We start from the raw sequence: 16023 nt of genomic DNA on the forward strand, positions 1-16023 counted from the left end.
AGGAAAAAATCATGAGTTATTTTTCATTCATCGAAGACCCGCGGCAGGACCCCAAAAAGCTGGACGTGGAAGAACGCCGCGAGGCATTCAAGGAAATCTACAACAGCTTTGACCTGGACAGTGCCAAATTGCAGGCTGACCGTTGCCTACATTGCGGCAACCCTTATTGTGAATGGAAATGCCCGGTGCACAACTACATTCCCAACTGGCTGCAACTCATCGTCGAGAATCGTCTTGAAGAAGCAGCGGAGTTGTCCCATCAAACCAATACCCTGCCGGAAATCTGCGGCCGTATCTGCCCCCAGGATCGTCTTTGTGAGGGTGCCTGTACCCTCAACGATGGCTATGGCGCCGTCACCATTGGCAACCTGGAGAGATTCATCACCGAAGAAGCCCTCGCCCGCGGCTGGCGTCCGGAAGCACCTGAGATTATCCCTAACGGCAAACGCGTTGCCGTGGTAGGGGCGGGTCCGGCCGGCCTTGGCTGTGCGGACATCCTCAATCGCGCCGGTACCGAGGTCGTTGTTTTTGACCGCTATCCGGCCGTCGGCGGTTTGCTCACCTTCGGCATTCCCTCTTTCAAACTGGAAAAAGCAGTCGTCGCCCGCCGCGCCGACCTATTGCAGGAAATGGGCATTCGTTTTCAACTCGATACGGAGGTCGGCAAGGATATTTCTCTGACCAGGTTACTGGAAGATTTTGACGCCGTGTTTCTGGGGATGGGCACCTATACCGCGAAGACCGGCGACTTCCCCGGTGAAGACTTGCCCGGCGTCCTCAACGCGCTCTCCTATCTGATCGCTAACACGCGTCATCTGATGCAGTTGCCGCCTGACCCAGGCCTGCCTTATGTCAGTCTGTCCGGCAAGCGGGTCGTGGTACTCGGGGGTGGTGATACCGCCATGGATTGTTTACGCACAGCCATCCGTCAGGGTGCCAGCAGTGTCACCTGTGCCTATCGCCGCGACGAAGAAAACATGCCCGGCTCACGCCGGGAAGTCGCCAACGCCCGCGAAGAAGGCGTCAAATTCCTCTTCAATCGCCAACCCGTCGAAGTTATTGGTGATGCGGCATCGGGCGCCCGGGGTGTGCGTCTGGTGGAAACCCGCCTGGGGGAACCAGATGCCAAAGGCCGTCGCCGTCCGGAAATCATCCCCGGCTCAGAGCAGATATTGGATGCCGGTGCGGTGATCGTCGCTTTTGGTTTCGACCCCTCCCCCGCCCCCTGGTTTGCGGAGCACGGCATCAGCACGGATGCCCATGGGCGGATCAGCACCAACGAACAATTCCAGACCAGTAACCCACGTATTTTTGCCGGGGGCGACATGCGCCGCGGCTCTGATCTGGTCGTCACTGCGGTAGATGAAGGACGCCGGGCTGCCGAGGGCATCCTCAATCAACTGGGAGTATAAGTGATGAAATCCACATTGCAGAATGATAATTTCCTGCGTGCCTGCCTGCGCCAGCCGGTGGATCATGTCCCCGTCTGGCTGATGCGTCAGGCCGGGCGTTACCTGCCGGAGTACCGTGCCACCCGCGCCCGTGCCGGGGATTTTCTCACCCTCTGCACCACACCGGAACTGGCCTGTGAGGTGACACTGCAGCCCATTGATCGCTTTCCGCTGGACGCTGCCATTCTGTTCTCGGACATCCTGACCATTCCTTATGTCATGGGACTCGGACTGCAATTTCAGGAGGGCGAAGGCCCGGTATTCGAACGTCCCTTGCGTGACGCCGCGGACATCGACGCACTGAGTCAGCCCGATCCGGAAACGGAACTGCGCTTTGTGATGGATGCGGTGCGGCTCATCCGCCGTGAGCTGAATGGACGGGTGCCTCTCATCGGCTTTGCCGGCAGCCCCTGGACCCTCGCCTGCTACATGATCGAAGGACGCGGCAGTCGCGACTTCATCCATGTCAAAGGGTTGCTGTACAGTGATCCGGCGCTGCTGCACCACCTCCTGCGTCATCTGGCCGTATCGGTCACCCAATACCTCAACGCGCAGATTGCCGCCGGGGCACAGGCGGTGATGATTTTTGATACCTGGGGTGGCAGTCTCAGCACCCCGGCTTATGCAGAGTTCTCGCTTGCTTACATGAGCGAGATCATCGCCGGCTTGAAGCGCGAGGCGGAAGGCCGCCAGGTACCGATCCTGCTCTTTACCAAGGGCGGAGGTAACTGGTTGGAGGCAATGGCGGCGAGCGGCGCCGATGTGCTGGGCCTCGACTGGACAACCGAGTTAAGTATCGCCCGCCAGCGTCTGGGTGATGGCATAGCACTGCAGGGCAACATGGACCCCATCGCCCTCTATGGCAGCACCAGCGGCGTTGCCGCAGAGGCCGAGCGCGTTCTGGCCAGCCACGGACCTGGGCCGGGCCACATCTTTAATCTCGGTCATGGCATCACCCCGCAAACCCCCATCGGAAATGTCGCCACCCTGGTGGAGAGCGTTCATAACTGGCGGCCGACCTAACCCTCGTGACCATGCCGCCATGCTGCCCAGGCATCCCGGATAGGGCGACGGCGGGGATTATGCAGATAGGTGATTGAAGCCCCCTGCTCCATCCGCTGTAAAGCATCGGCAATAGCCACCTGAGCCGTTGCTGCCAGCTTCCGGCGACCCAATTCTGGCGCCAGCGCGGGCAGGAATTCCACACGCAGTGTCAAGGGCGCCGCCGCCGCCAGTCGCCAGAGGTGTCCAAACAAGCTATCTTCACCAATAAAAGGGCAGAGTGGGTCGGGCTGACCGGGGCACAGCACATCTTCGTAACGCAAAGCCACCGGAATCGTCGGCGCTACTGCCCCAGAGGCGATCTCAAAAGGCGCCGCAAAAAAATCGCCCACCCTTTTGCCGTCGCTGGTGGTGCCCTCCGGGAAAAGGATGACGCTGGTGCCCGCCGCCAAAATTTTGCCGGCCTGACGCACAGTGCGCTGACTCGCACGGGCGTCGCCGCGGTCGATAAAGAGCGTCCCCAGCCACTCGCCCATAATCCCGAAAAAAGGCCAGGCACGCATTTCCTTCTTCGCCACAAAGCGACCGGGAACCAAGGTCGCGAGTGCGAGAATATCGAGGTAGGAAACATGGTTAGCGGCGACAAGTACCGGCGATTTGGGGACGATTCCATCCACACGCAAATGAATGCCAAAGACGCGCAAGGCCCGCCGACTCCACCAGGAAAAAGCCCGATAACTGGCCGCGTCCGGTTCGGACTTGCGCGCACAAGTCCATACCGCCAACGGAAAGGCCAGAACCAGATAAAACACCAGCACCGGCAGCCGCCAGATACGCCGCAAAGCCTTGGGCCGCGAACGGCGCCAGCGCCGCCCCGGGTAAGCCACCAGCACCGAGGCGGGCTTTTTACGGCGTGTCATTTACGCGCATCCACCGGTTCCAAAAAGCGCTGCTGATAGCGCGGGGCAATCAGACCAGCTTCGCACCAGACGAAGAAATCTGCACAATGAAATTGCGGATCCCAGAAAGGCTCGCCGCCGATACGCACTCCAGCCCTTAAATAGCCCTTGAGCAAACTTGGCAGTGTGGCAGGGTCCACCTGCGCTCGCGCATCAAAATTGGGGACGGCGCGCAGAGGGAAGACCCGCTGTTCCTGCGGCGTCAGATATGTATTGAGACTCTGGTACAAGGCGCCCAGGGCCGGGCCATCGGTACTGTGTACACTTGCGCAGCCCATGAGATAATCAATTTTCCACATCGACATGGTCTCGGCCAGCCCCGACCAGAGCAGCGCAATAACCGCGCCCTGACGGTAGTCAGGATGTACGCAAGATCGCCCCAACTCCATAATCCGAATATTCAAAGCCAGCAGACGTGAAAGATCAAACTCTGTCTCGGCATAATAGCGGCCCACCCTAGCAACCTTCTCGGGAAGGAAAAGTCGATAGGTCCCCACCACTTCCTGACTGACCTCATCTTCGACAATCAGGTGCTCACAAAAAGGGTCGTACTCATCCTGATCCAGCCCGGGACGACCACTCAACTGGGCACCATACTCGGCACTGAATACGTCATAGCGCAATCGTTGTGCCGCATCTACTTCGTCCTGGTGCCGCGCCAGATAGAGACGCAACGAGCGCTCTTTCTTGGCGGCGACGCGACCGGTACCGCCGTGAGATTGGGTGCTGAGCATACGGGGCTCTCCGTGCAAAAACGATAATGAATCTTGCTTATTATGACTCATAAATATGACAATAGTGCGGCATTTTCATGAACTTTTCATGACAATGATACGCCGACTCCCACAGACATGGTAACTTTTCTTCGTAAGTAGCATCGTCCTGGCCTTACTAACAAGAGTCCTCATCACCAGTAACCTTCGTCAACGCGAAGTATTTTATATCATGAACCAGGCAATACCAGCACCGATCATCAAATCGCGGCAGTTTTGATGTGGATCGCGGCGGGCTCTTGCACCGCATGCCCTCAATAGTTACTGTATGCCTTTGCTTTAGTGCATTCTTGTGAGAGGTGAAAGTTCTGCCATGTCCGCCGCCCCCGAGGAAGTCGATAGTAGCCCCTATTGCTGCTGTTCGGCCGCCACTTTTCAGGAAATCCTTGAGCGCCAACGCGCCAAGCCCCTGCCCTTTATGGAGCTTTTGATGGTTCACGCGGGCTGCGGCAGTGGTTGCGGCAGTTGCATCGACGATCTGGAAGCTTATTTGCGCAGTCACGACGCCTACATAGAGGATTGAATCCTTCCCGCACCTTTCATCCGCCCTGGTGGTCGAGGGGTGGCGATTTTCAGACCATATGGGCGCCCTTTTTCGCTCGCTCGGATCCTGTCGATTTTCGCCGGGAAATCTGGGAAACCCCTGACGGCGACCGGGTCGCTGTAGACTGGGTGGACGCATCAGCCGATGCGCCCGTGGTTATTCTCTTTCACGGCTTGGCGAGCAGTTCGCGGGGACATTATGCCCGCTCCCTCGCGGCGGGACTGCGGCGGAGGGGCTGGGCGGGCTGTTTTATCAATTTCCGCGGCTGCGGGGGGATAAACAACTTACTGCCCCGCGGCTACCACGCGGGTGACAGCGCCGAGATTCGCTGGATGCTGGAGCGCGCCAGCGCACTGTTCTCGCGCCGCCCACGCTACGCCGTCGGCGTTTCCCTGGGCGGTAACGCCTTACTCAAATATCTGGGCGAGGTCGGGGACGCGGCGCGCAAAAATCTGGAACGTGCGGCTGCCGTCTGCGCCCCTATTGATCTGGTCGCGACGGCAGAGCATCTGCAATCCAGTCACTTTCGCTTCTACAATCAGTATTTTCTCCAGAAAATGAAGGCTTCCGTCCGCCATTACAAGACCTGTTACCCGGATCTGGCGGACTGGCCGCGGGTCTTTTCGGCAAAAAGCGTGTATGATTTCGATGAATATTTTACGGCACCGGTGCATGGTTTCTCAGGCGCCATTCACCTCTGGAAAGAGGGCTCCGCAGCGCCGTTGTTGTCACGTATCAATGTGCCCACACTGCTTCTGAACAGCGCAGATGATCCCATTGTACCCATCAACAGCCTGCGTAATGTTCAGACAAGCCCGGCCGTAACACGTTGCATCACCGAGCAAGGCGGTCATGTTGGCTTTATAGATGGAACCTTTCCCGGTCATCTGCGCTGGTTGCCAAACACGCTGCTGGATTATTTTGAGAGGAATAGCACCCCATGACAGACCATCTACAGCCGCGTCTTCGCATTCTTCTGGCAGAAGCCATCGCCGTTGGCCCCGGCAAGGCCGAACTGCTCCGCCATATTCGCGAAAAAGGCTCCATCTCCGCAGCTGCGCGCACGATGCATATGAGTTACCGGCGCGCATGGTTGCTGGTGGATACCATGAATCACTGCTTTCTGGCACCGCTAGTCAGCACGGCCACGGGTGGCAGCCATGGCGGCGGCGCCCATCTGACCGAGATGGGCGAAGAAGTCTTGAAGCGCTATGAGGCGATGGAAAGCAAGGCGAATGCTACCCTCGCTCCTGATATCGCCGAATTCCGCAAACTCATGCAACTCCACACACCGGAAGAAAACGCTTCGTGAAAAACCTGCTCCGCGAAGTGCTGTGCAGCCGGGTCTACGATGTGGCCCGAGAAACGCCCCTGGAAGCGGCGCCCAAACTGAGCGCACGCCTGCAGCGCGAAGTGCTGTTCAAACGCGAAGACCTGCAGCCTGTGTTCAGCTTCAAACTGCGCGGCGCCTACAACAAGATCGCCCAGCTTTCGAACGCCGAAAAAGCACGCGGTGTCATCACCGCCAGCGCCGGCAATCATGCGCAGGGCGTTGCCTACGCTGCCCAGAAACTGGGTATCCGTGCGGTGATCGTCATGCCCGGCACCACCCCGGAAATCAAAGTCAATGCGGTACGGGCGCGAGGTGCGGAAGTCATTCTTCATGGCGACAGCTACTCCGACGCGCAGTCGCATTGCGACGCGCTGATCGCCGAGTCGGGCATGGTCTTCATTCCACCCTTTGACGACCCGCTGGTCATTGCCGGACAGGGAACGATAGGCGCAGAGATACTCCGCCAGCGGGGTGCTGGCCTGGAAGCGATTTTCATTCCGGTGGGGGGCGGCGGGCTCATCGCCGGGGTGGCGGGTTACCTGAAATCCATCGTGCCGGAGATTCGCATCATTGGCGTTGAACCCTTTGAGGCCGATGCCATGTATCAGTCATTGCAAGCGGGAATGCGGGTGACCCTGCCGCAGGTCGGCATTTTCGCCGATGGCGTGGCGGTGCGCCAGGTGGGAGAACGCACCTTTGCCCTCTGTCAGAAATATGTGGATGAGATTGTGCGGGTGAGTAATGACGAGATCTGCGCAGCCATCAAGGATGTCTTTGACGAGACCCGTTCCATTATGGAGCCGGCGGGTGCGCTTGCCTTAGCGGGCCTCAAACGGATGGCGGCCACCGATTCCGGCCAGGGAGGGGCCTGGGTCGCCATCCTCTCCGGCGCCAACATGAACTTCGATCGCCTGCGCTTTATTGCCGAGCGGGCGGAACTGGGCGAAGCCCGCGAGGCGCTGTTTGCGGTCACGATTCCGGAGCGACCGGGAGCCTTTCGTGCCTTCTGCGCGGCCATTGGTCAGCGGGTCGTCACCGAATTCAACTATCGCCTGCACCGCCGGGATCAGGCACATATTTTTGTCGGTGTGGCCATCCGCGATCGGGAAGACGCCCACGCGTTGCTGGAGAGCTTACGAACGACGGGCCACGAGGCGCTGGACTTAAGTGATGATGAAATGGCCAAGCTGCATATTCGTCATATGGTCGGTGGCCATGCCGCGGCGGCGCAGAACGAGCGGATTTATCGCTTTGAGTTTCCGGAACGTCCGGGTGCGCTAATGGAATTTCTTGACCAGTTGGGCGGGCACTGGAATATCAGTCTCTTCCATTATCGCAACAATGGCGTTGACCTGGGCCGGGTACTGGCGGGTTTTGAAGTGCCGGATACCGAGATGACGCAATTTGAATCGCTGCTCGCCCGGCTCGAATACCCGCATGTGGCGGAAACCGCCAACCCCGCCTACCAGTTTTTTCTGGATCAGGGTCAGCGCTGACCCGCTCAGAAGCGCCCCGGGCGATAGGGTGCGGGATCGGTAAACGGCGTTTCACCCGCCATCATTTCAGCCAGCAGGCGCCCGGTGGTGGGTCCCAGGGTCAAGCCTTGATGACAATGACCAAAGGCATACCAGACCCCAGGATGCCCCGGCGCCCGACCGATGATCGGCAGCATATCCGGCGTGCAGGGGCGTACCCCCATCCAGGGATCGGCGTCCAGACGCTTGCCCAGGGCAGGCAATAAGCGACGTGCCTGCGCCTCCGCGCGGGTGAGCGGAATAACCGATGGCGGAGCATCCCTATGCGCAAACTCCGCTCCGGTCGTCAGGCGGATACCGCGCTGCATCGGCGCCAATACATAGCCCTGGTCGGCATCGAGCACCGGGTGACAAAGTGGTGTGGCCTCCGGCTGCGCGTAGTGCATGTGATAGCCCCTTTTTGCAAAGAGCGGCGGGTGGTAGCCCAAAGGCCGAGTCACATCCGGCGACCAGGCGCCCAAAGCCACCACCACCTCGGCGGCGTCGACCGGTTCATGCACCGTAGCGATGCGCCATCCCGTCGAACTGCGCTCCACACCCTGCACGGCGCTGGTGCGGAATTCGCCACCCATCCTGGTAAAATAGTTCAGGTACGCGCGCGTGAGCGCATGGGGATCAACGACGGCCAGCGGCTGGGTCCAGTGGATGCCACCGGCCAATCCGGGGCGCAGACTGCACTCCATCGCCGCCACCTGAGCGCTGTCGAGTGCATCGTAGGCCACCGCAAAATTTTCGGCCTTAAATGCCGCCTCTTTCAAAGCATGATCCAGAGACTCGGGCTCTTCATGCACCTGCAACCAGCCACCGGGACGGAGCAGGTCAATCACCCCAGCCGCGCCGGCCAGAGCCAGGTGGTCATCCAAACAGTGGGTAATCAGTGCGGCATAATGCCGGGCAATCATCCGATGACGATCTTCCTGGGAGTTATACCAGTACTGCATGAAGGGAATGGCCAGACGCGGCAACATTGTCCCCCGGTAGTAAGCCTCGGTCGACTGATTACGGGCATAGCTGAGCAACGTCGCGAGGGCACGGGGGAAGGGGTGCGGCATAACCGCCTCGCGCTGAATCAGGCCGGCATTGCCGAAGGACGTTCCCTCTCCGGGCCCTTGTTGATCCAGGAGAATGATGGAACGACCCCGTAACTGCAGTTGCAAGGCAATGGAGACCCCAACAATACCTGCCCCCAGAACCGCCACTTCGCCATGCGCTGCCATAAGCACTCCAGAAACAGTTTATGCGCCCATTCCGAGCGCCATTTTTTGTCGGGTCGGTTATAGATATAACCGTCAGTATGGGACACTGAGACATGGCGTTTCTATGGGTTGCCTTTGATATTGCAGTGGCCTGCCGTCAGGGTCAAGGCACTTGCGCGACGACAAGGATCAACCGGTGCTGCACACTCTGCTGGCCGCTCTCAAGACGTCTGGTGCTGGCTACCTCATCACGGGAGACAAAGACCTTCTTCTGGCGTTGGCTGATCGATATTCTATAATCACCCCAATGGAATTCTGGCGGACGCATGGGGGAGTGTAACTCCGTGAATGGGCGGTTAGCGCTGCCCTGTGTGTTGTGAGAGTCAATCCCTCAACTATTGGGAAGGCGAGTGACGATGCTGGCACCCAACCTGTCAGATAAGGGCAACGACATGATCTGCACACCCTTCATTCGGGAAATTGCGGCAGGATGACGATGCCGCTTACCGTTCCCTTTGGCGGGAGGCCTTGTAACAGCATGCACAGTATTTCCGCATAGCTGCAGGAGACGATGTCCCCGCAGGGATCCCCACGCGAGAAGCGGAGGACAGCTTTACCTTGGGTGCTTTCGAGAAAAATGCACGGGGGTGCGGCAGAATCAGATTGATCAGCCGCAACTTTTAGCCTGATCATGACACGCCAGACCGCTTGGCCTGGATCAGGAGAATCAGTATATTACCGATAGACGGACAGAATTCTACCAGACGATTTGATGTAAAAGGTCTCTCCAACAAACAATTAATGGGATACTAGCTTATGACAAACAAAATGCATGGTGGATGCCTCTGTGGAGATGTTCGATATGAGGCCACAGGGGATGCGGTTTTCTTGGGGAACTGCCACTGCCGCGATTGCCAGAGAACATCTGGCGGAGCATTTACGCCAGCGATATTCATGCCAGAGGATTCCGTAAAAATATCCGGGGAAGCCAAATACTACGAATCAATAGCTGACAGCAGTAAGAAAGTTAGTCGCGGATTCTGCCCTAAATGTGGCTCTCAATTATTCGCAAAATCGGAGAGGTATCTTGGCCTCATAGGTCTACGTGCTGGCACGCTAGACGATCCTTCACTGTTCAATCCAAGCGTTGATATATTCACTTCCAGCGCGGCACATTGGGATTTCATGAATCCCGATCTTCCGAAGTTCCAACGGGAACCAGGATAGATGATAAGTTTAAGGGTTCTGACTATGATTATATATGCGGCAGCAAGGCAAATTGATGCATATCGTTTCATTCCCACTTAAAACCTGCTGAGAACTCCGTTCAAAAGGAGAAGTTTTATCTATGCCCATGCTGCGGATGGCCGTATCAGCACTTATCGCCCTCAGCCTCGACCTGTTTTCCGAAGTCGTCATTATTCATTGGCTCGATTTACCGTCGGTGCACACTATCCATGTGTGGCCGCCCTATTTCAATTTAGTGATGGCCTGGAATACCGGCATCGATTTCGGCCTCCTGAGCAACTATGGCGGCCGCTGGTTGCTTGTTGTGTTCCCCATCGCTGTCTCACTGGGACTGACAGCATGGGTGCGCAACAAGCGCGGCTGGATCCTGCCGCTGGCGACCGGTGCCGTCGTCGGCGGTGCGCTTAGCAACGCCTTCGATCGCGTAATAATCTATGGTGCGGTGGTGGATTACCTCAATATGAGTTGCTGCGGAATCAACAACCCATATTCGTTTAATGTTGCCGACGTCTTGATTACCTGTGGCACAGTTTTCATCGCAATTGGCATAGGCAGAGATCGACGGGAATCATGAAACGTCTTATGTTCCACTTCGGCGCTCGACAAGGAAAACTCGGATGTAGAGCAAAACTACCTGCTCCTCACGCAGCAGCGTGATGCTGAGGAGCGACGGGGCTGGCGCTGGCATAGGTATGGTCCATCCGTAGGAAATGCACTATCGCATTAAGAGGGCGGTATCTGGCAGCGGACGTATGAATAGGCTAGAGTTGCCTTGTACTTGCCGGGGCTGGGAGTGGGAATTTCATTGTTTTGTCTTGTGTGGGCCTATTATGACAAACTCTGGAAATACAATCTGTTGGGCTTCTCATTGGGGGCGCAAGATGGGACACAATGATACAAATTGCCTAATATCCGACAGGTCTTGATATTCGTGTCGTTACACGACACAATCAGGCATGATCAAAAGTTTCCGCCACAAGGGCCTGCAAGCTTTCTATGAATCGGGTAGCAAGTCTGGGATTCAACCGGACCATGCCGCTAAGATCACACGGCAACTGGCCCGCCTGGATGCCGCCAAAACCCCAGACGACATGAATGTACCGGGATGGAAACTGCACCCACTTCACGGAACTCTGCAAGGACACTTCGCAGTGTGGGTCAGCGGGAACTGGAGATTGGTTTTTGCTTTCGAGGATGGCGACGCCATCCTGGTAGATTATATGGACTATCACTGAACCCGGATGAACGCTATGAGCCCAATGCACAATCCACCCCACCCTGGTCTCCTGCTGCGAGACGACATCTTGCCCGCTTTGAGTTTGACCGTTACCGAGGCAGCAGATCAACTAGGTGTAACACGCCCCACCTTGTCTCGCGTGCTGAATGGACATGCCTCCATTTCACCAGAAATGGCCCTGCGCCTGGAAGGCTGGCTCGGCATAGAGAACGGTGGCCGCGCCGACGTCTGGATCGCCCAACAAGCGGCCTACGATCTGTGGCAAGCCCGTCAAGCGGAGGCACCCCACGTTCGGCATGCCCCCATCAACCGCATTCAGGTAGCCTGACACACCAGACAGAAGAATAGGGGGTGCGGCATCAAACTTGGCCTTGGCGATGTCAATGCCGACATAGGTAGTGGGAGTAGTCATTGGGCAGCTTCCTTCATCTTCATGGAAAACGGCGATCTACGGACAATGCTGGTTCATCCTTATCTGTGCAGGCTCATGTGTAATGCAGACCTCGGATACCGTCCGAACGGGGGGTGGCAAAGGTAAGCAAGGGGACTTATCTACCTTACAGACTCTATGCGCTAAGTTGTCTAGCCCAGTCTTCCTTGCTCTTCTCCGGGGATCAACCAGAGGATTCCAACCCTTTTACGGGCCGGGATCAAGACATAAGTTGTCGCGTCTCCCATTTTTTAAGCGGCCTTTTTATCCTGCCGCTGCGGGTTCAGATCTACCGCTCCGACGGGTGTCCAATTGCGTGTGCCACCTGACCAGCGCGCAGGATTTCTCGCCTTGGCCGCCTCATAGAGGGCATGACGTTTCGCCAGCAGCGCGTGATCCTCGCCCCGGTGACACTGTGCCGGGGTAACGAAGCGAATGCGGCTGTGATGATGCTCATGGTTGTACCAGGCAGGACCCATTCCAAGCCCTAAAACACTGGCCCGCGTTCACAAGAGGCCAGACTAAAATTGCACATTAACTTTATGAAGGGATTAATTATGAAACAAAATAGTGTTGCTTATCTAGTGATATGTGCCATCACTTCTGGCTATGGCTCGGTATATTTACACCACCAATCGTTCGTAGACCTGGGTGCGGCGGAAAGATATCACGTTGAAATCAATGAACCTGCGCAACCGTTTGTTTCAACTATTTCAGCTGCAGTCACGGCAACTGACGATGCCTCGCCTTCCAGGACAGCAGGTCCAAGAGGTAATTAGAAGGCGGATAAGGCTTTGACGTCGGCTGCAGGTGTGGAAGTTGGTCCGCTCATACGGCCCATTAATCATGGTCATAAACCTCATACCCAGCTGTCGCAGCGTGCTTGGAGTTATCTCCGCTGCTCTTGCCTGGCCTTGCTGTACCGTATATTTTGTTGTCCGTAAAGCAAACGTGTTCTGAACACTTGGTTTCAGTTTCCACAAACCCCATACTTTCAGCTACGCACTGTTACACCCTATGGTGTATCTCCAACCATTCCTTCAGCGCTGCATCAATGCGGCTCTGCCAACCTGGACCTGATGCCCGGAAGCGGGCAACAACCTCTGGTGAGAGCCGCATGGTAACGCGCTCCTTGACTGGAGCCTTCTGCGGCCCTCGCGTAGATAGCTTGGCCTGCAAAGAACCTGGCAGAGAGCTAAACGAATGGGCACTGGCAAAATCCTCCGTCGTCCATTCTGGATTGCATTCTGGATTGCCGTTCTCAGACTCCCGATGAATGTCTGCTGCTTTCATAACGCTTGATCTCCCTGCGATTCGCTTTCCGAAAACTAATCACTCGAATACCGGCGGTCTGTTCCACAAAGACCAGCGCATATAAGCGACCATCTAATTTCCCCATAGCCCGGATCCGGGTCTCGCCATACTCGTGGCGGTCGTCCACGCGATAGAGCGCGGTGTGGAAGTCAAAATCTACCGCTCGATCAAAACTGAGGCCGCGCTCTTGAATGTTGTGGGCATTTTTTGCCGGGTCGTAGGTGATTTCCATTGCTTTTATTGTACGCACAATCTGCACATGGGTCACGCGCCTGTCACAAAACGGCATCGCATGACATGCCCATCTCGCAACGGCCGTTTTCGAGAGGCTTCAAATGATGATCATTGCCGCACAGTAAATCAATAGGTTGCAATTCTCGAACATTATTCTCAGTAGGCAGCCTACGGTTTCCAGTCATGGTGACGAGTTTTGAGAACACGATGGTCAAGCCGCTGGACGGCTGCTTAGGATCCATTAGTAAATAACTTGCACTTTTTATGCGGCAGGCATAGCCTTGCGGCATGGAAGCAGACGCACTGATAGCAGCTCGACACCGAGCGCTCGAAGGGATACTGGATGAGCGGCAAAGACGACTGCATGCGGCGGTAGAGGCGAAGGTGCTAGGCCATGGTGGCGTCAAACGGGTTAGCGAGGCGACGGGGGTCGCGCGAGGTTCCATTCTGGCGGGTCTCAAGGAACTCAAGGATCCAGAGAATACACTCCCCAAAGGCCGGGTTCGTCGGCCCGGTGGTGGGCGCAAAAAACTGGTAGATCGTGATCCAGACTTACTGGCCGCGTTGGAGCGTTTGGTGGATCCTGCGGCACGGGGCGATCCCCAGTCACCCCTGCGCTGGACGTGCAAGAGCCTCAAGCAATTGGCACATGAACTGGGCGAACAAGGGCATCGTATTAGCCATGTTTCCGTGGGTATTCTGCTCAAGGAGTTGGGATACAGCCTGCAAGGCAATCGAAAGACTCTGGAAGGCACTGACCACCCGGATCGGGATGCGCAATTTCAGTATATTCAGGAAAAGACGCAGCAGGCATTGGATGCTGGACAACCCGTGATTTCGGTGGACACCAAGAAAAAAGAGCTGGTCGGCAACTACAAAAATGCCGGTCAGGAGTGGCGGCCACAGGGAGAACCGGAGGCGGTTCAGGTGCACGACTTCGTGGATGCAGAACTGGGGCGAGCTAATCCCTACGGGGTTTACGATCTCGCCCAGAACGCGGGCTGGGTAAGCGTAGGCACTGATCATGATACGGCAAGTTTTGCGGTAGCGACTATCCGGCGCTGGTGGTTGGGCATGGGTCAACCCCTTTACCCCGCCGCCAAGGAGCTGATGATCATGGCCGACGGTGGCGGCAGCAACGGATCGCGGGTGCGTCTCTGGAAGCTGGAGTTACAAGGACTTGCGGACGATTTGAATCTACCGATCCGAGTATGCCACTTCCCGCCGGGCACGAGCAAATGGAACAAGATTGAGCACCGCTTGTTTTCCTATATCAGCATGAATTGGCGGGGGCGGCCTTTGGTGAGTCACGAGGTCATTGTCAATTTGATCGCTGCCACCACCACGAGCAAAGGGTTGAAAGTACGTGCCGCCATTGACCCCACACCCTACCCGAAGGGAATCAAGGTCACTGACGCTGAATTCGCTGCCATTCAGCTTGATCGCGATGATTTCCATGGAGAGTGGAATTACGTCATCTCACCGAAAAGAAAATGCACGTAATTTATTAACGACTCCTTAGGCTGCATGACCGCCCATTCCGCGTTGGATCATGCGGCCTCGTGTTGCAAGGATTCGTAGCCGATGCAGGCCAGCCAAACCGTCTTCGGTATGGGTCTAGCCCCACTTTTATAGTAGGCAATCATGCGGCGGGTCATACCGATAGCCTGGGCGGCCTGATTCAGACTGAGCCGGTTTCGCTCCATCCATACGGCGAAGTCCTCGCGCGTGGGCAGGCCTGCCTGCTGGCGACCCAGGTTGTACAGTTGGTCTGCTCCCAGGTCCAGCCCGCCCGGCCAACTCAGGCCATCTCCCCAGTCATCGCTTTGGGCCTGCGCAAAAATCGCCGGATCGTGGAAAGCGGCAAAGGGGTCTCCTTCCCGCTTGGGACCAGTGGTGCTGCTCAGGTCTGTCACAAAGGTCTCTCCAGTCGACCATTCGATGGTGACCTGGAATGGCCCGGTGATCTCGGCTTTGCGAATTTGTGGTGCATGGTTCATGGGTTCAGCCTCCGGTATTCCGCCAGCAACGTCTCCCGACGCGCCGCTATCCAAGCGCGCACGGGAACCAATCGCTTCCGTGGTGTCACAAAGCCTGAGAGCAACTCCCCGATTTCGATGGCCAAGGATACCCGTGATCCATCCCGGAATTGGACGTGGACGTGAGGCAACGGATGGGGCTCTCGACCATTGATGCGCACGCGCCAATCATCCACCGGGGGATACGTCATCATAGGCTCAGGATAGGGCCTCTATTGCACTATCTCAAGGCATGGTCCTGCCTATACCTCCATTTGTTCCGCGATCTCCAGGGCGTCGTCCACTTCAATGCCCAAGTAGCGGACGGTGCTTTCGAGCTTGGTGTGTTCCAACAAGAGCTGAACCGCCCGGAGATTCTTGGTGCGCTTGTAGATCAGCGTCGCCTTGGTGCGGCGCAGGGTGTGGGTGCCATACTCGGCAGGATCCAGATCGATGGAGAGCCACCAAATCGCAGCCACGCAGCTTACTGTCGATGGCGAGGTCAAAAAGCGCGAGGTCACGGGTTCCGGACGCCAACTGCAGACGAATCCGGATAGCCCAGACCTTTTGCAACTTGAAAGGGCGTTTTTGGCCGGCGATCTTGTCCTTATTCCAGAGTGCGGAGGACGGAGCGGTTGAACGGTCTTTGGCTTGCATGACACAATCTCGCCATATAAGGCGAAGTAGAGGGTCATTCTCTCATCACTGCCGGAAAGGGCGGTATCAGACTGTTTGCGGTCATTCAGCAG

The 16023-nt window shown here is 56.9% G+C and carries 19 protein-coding genes and 1 pseudogene; 11 read left to right on the plus strand and 9 right to left on the minus strand.

Going from position 1 to position 16023, the window contains the following annotated elements:
* The first annotated feature begins 11 nt into the window (after positions 1-11).
* Positions 12-1412 (plus strand): FAD-dependent oxidoreductase, encoded by a 1401-nt coding sequence (locus PJU76_RS08945; RefSeq protein WP_271779244.1) that lies wholly within the window; start codon positions 12-14, stop codon positions 1410-1412.
* 3 nt (positions 1413-1415) lie between these two features.
* Positions 1416-2474, plus strand: a complete 1059-nt coding sequence (gene hemE / locus PJU76_RS08950; protein WP_271779245.1) for a uroporphyrinogen decarboxylase — start codon at positions 1416-1418, stop codon at positions 2472-2474.
* Here the strand turns inward: hemE and PJU76_RS08955 are convergent.
* On the minus strand, positions 2471-3373 hold the full coding sequence (locus tag PJU76_RS08955; RefSeq protein ID WP_196762786.1) for a lysophospholipid acyltransferase family protein: 903 nt from the start codon (positions 3371-3373) through the stop codon (positions 2471-2473). The genes hemE and PJU76_RS08955 overlap by 4 nt on opposite strands.
* Positions 3370-4146, minus strand: coding sequence for a GNAT family N-acetyltransferase (locus tag PJU76_RS08960; protein ID WP_271779246.1), 777 nt, complete (start codon positions 4144-4146; stop codon positions 3370-3372). Before PJU76_RS08960 ends, PJU76_RS08955 begins: the two co-directional genes overlap by 4 nt.
* A 352-nt stretch (positions 4147-4498) precedes the next feature.
* On the opposite strand from PJU76_RS08960, the gene PJU76_RS08965 reads away from it, so the two are divergent.
* From PJU76_RS08965 to ilvA, 4 genes are read left to right on the plus strand one after another with little or no spacing between them, the layout of a single operon-like run.
* Positions 4499-4708 (plus strand): (2Fe-2S)-binding protein, encoded by a 210-nt coding sequence (locus PJU76_RS08965; RefSeq protein ID WP_014029538.1) that lies wholly within the window; start codon positions 4499-4501, stop codon positions 4706-4708.
* On the plus strand, positions 4705-5673 hold the full coding sequence (locus tag PJU76_RS08970; protein ID WP_271779247.1) for a YheT family hydrolase: 969 nt from the start codon (positions 4705-4707) through the stop codon (positions 5671-5673). The genes PJU76_RS08965 and PJU76_RS08970 overlap by 4 nt, the downstream gene beginning before the upstream one ends.
* A complete protein-coding gene (locus PJU76_RS08975; protein WP_064217783.1) occupies positions 5670-6041 on the plus strand; it encodes a winged helix-turn-helix domain-containing protein in 372 nt (123 codons plus the stop codon). The genes PJU76_RS08970 and PJU76_RS08975 overlap by 4 nt, the downstream gene beginning before the upstream one ends.
* Positions 6038-7558 carry a threonine ammonia-lyase, biosynthetic gene (gene ilvA / locus PJU76_RS08980; RefSeq protein WP_271779248.1) on the plus strand — a complete coding sequence of 507 codons (1521 nt, stop codon included), beginning with the start codon at positions 6038-6040 and terminating at the stop codon, positions 7556-7558. Before PJU76_RS08975 ends, ilvA begins: the two co-directional genes overlap by 4 nt.
* 5 nt (positions 7559-7563) lie before the next feature.
* Here the strand turns inward: ilvA and PJU76_RS08985 are convergent, their stop codons facing one another.
* Positions 7564-8814 carry an NAD(P)/FAD-dependent oxidoreductase gene (locus tag PJU76_RS08985; protein WP_271779249.1) on the minus strand — a complete coding sequence of 417 codons (1251 nt, stop codon included), beginning with the start codon at positions 8812-8814 and terminating at the stop codon, positions 7564-7566.
* 807 nt (positions 8815-9621) lie between these two features.
* Between PJU76_RS08985 and PJU76_RS08990 the strand changes: the two genes are divergently transcribed.
* From PJU76_RS08990 to PJU76_RS09005, 4 genes are all read left to right on the plus strand, one after another.
* Positions 9622-10020, plus strand: coding sequence for a GFA family protein (locus tag PJU76_RS08990; RefSeq protein WP_271781006.1), 399 nt, complete (start codon positions 9622-9624; stop codon positions 10018-10020).
* A gap of 121 nt (positions 10021-10141) precedes the next feature.
* The gene (lspA, locus tag PJU76_RS08995; RefSeq protein WP_271779250.1) at positions 10142-10615 is read left to right on the plus strand and encodes a signal peptidase II; all 474 of its coding nucleotides are present in this window, start codon (positions 10142-10144) and stop codon (positions 10613-10615) included.
* 382 nt (positions 10616-10997) lie between these two features.
* The gene (locus tag PJU76_RS09000) at positions 10998-11276 is read left to right on the plus strand and encodes a type II toxin-antitoxin system RelE/ParE family toxin (protein ID WP_271779251.1); all 279 of its coding nucleotides are present in this window, start codon (positions 10998-11000) and stop codon (positions 11274-11276) included.
* A gap of 15 nt (positions 11277-11291) precedes the next feature.
* The gene (locus PJU76_RS09005; protein ID WP_271779252.1) at positions 11292-11606 is read left to right on the plus strand and encodes a HigA family addiction module antitoxin; all 315 of its coding nucleotides are present in this window, start codon (positions 11292-11294) and stop codon (positions 11604-11606) included.
* A gap of 353 nt (positions 11607-11959) precedes the next feature.
* Here PJU76_RS09005 and PJU76_RS09010 read toward each other — a convergent pair.
* The 3 genes and pseudogenes from PJU76_RS09010 to PJU76_RS09015 all read right to left on the minus strand — a co-directional run.
* A pseudogene (locus tag PJU76_RS09010) lies at positions 11960-12175 on the minus strand (IS3 family transposase); the annotation flags it as partial.
* Positions 12176-12716: 541 nt separating this feature from the next.
* Positions 12717-13001, minus strand: coding sequence for a BrnA antitoxin family protein (locus tag PJU76_RS13750; RefSeq protein ID WP_408629734.1), 285 nt, complete (start codon positions 12999-13001; stop codon positions 12717-12719).
* The gene (locus PJU76_RS09015; RefSeq protein WP_271779253.1) at positions 12970-13281 is read right to left on the minus strand and encodes a BrnT family toxin; all 312 of its coding nucleotides are present in this window, start codon (positions 13279-13281) and stop codon (positions 12970-12972) included. The genes PJU76_RS13750 and PJU76_RS09015 overlap by 32 nt, the downstream gene beginning before the upstream one ends.
* A gap of 263 nt (positions 13282-13544) precedes the next feature.
* Here PJU76_RS09015 and PJU76_RS09020 point away from each other — a divergent pair, with 263 nt between their 5' ends.
* Entirely contained in the window at positions 13545-14759 is a 1215-nt protein-coding gene (locus tag PJU76_RS09020) for an ISAzo13 family transposase (protein ID WP_271779254.1), read from the plus strand.
* 47 nt (positions 14760-14806) lie between these two features.
* Here the strand turns inward: PJU76_RS09020 and PJU76_RS09025 are convergent, their stop codons facing one another.
* The 3 genes from PJU76_RS09025 to PJU76_RS09035 are packed head-to-tail and all read right to left on the minus strand — an operon-like array spanning position 14807 to position 15753.
* On the minus strand, positions 14807-15256 hold the full coding sequence (locus tag PJU76_RS09025) for a DUF2442 domain-containing protein (protein ID WP_271779255.1): 450 nt from the start codon (positions 15254-15256) through the stop codon (positions 14807-14809).
* Entirely contained in the window at positions 15253-15489 is a 237-nt protein-coding gene (locus PJU76_RS09030) for a DUF4160 domain-containing protein (protein WP_271779256.1), read from the minus strand. The genes PJU76_RS09025 and PJU76_RS09030 overlap by 4 nt, the downstream gene beginning before the upstream one ends.
* Positions 15490-15537: 48 nt before the next feature.
* Positions 15538-15753, minus strand: a complete 216-nt coding sequence (locus PJU76_RS09035; protein ID WP_271779257.1) for a site-specific integrase — start codon at positions 15751-15753, stop codon at positions 15538-15540.
* Positions 15754-16023 lie beyond the last annotated feature (270 nt).

The sequence above is a fragment of the Acidithiobacillus ferriphilus genome (assembly GCF_028215975.1).
In the GTDB taxonomy this organism is placed as follows: Bacteria; Pseudomonadota; Gammaproteobacteria; order Acidithiobacillales; family Acidithiobacillaceae; genus Acidithiobacillus; species Acidithiobacillus ferriphilus.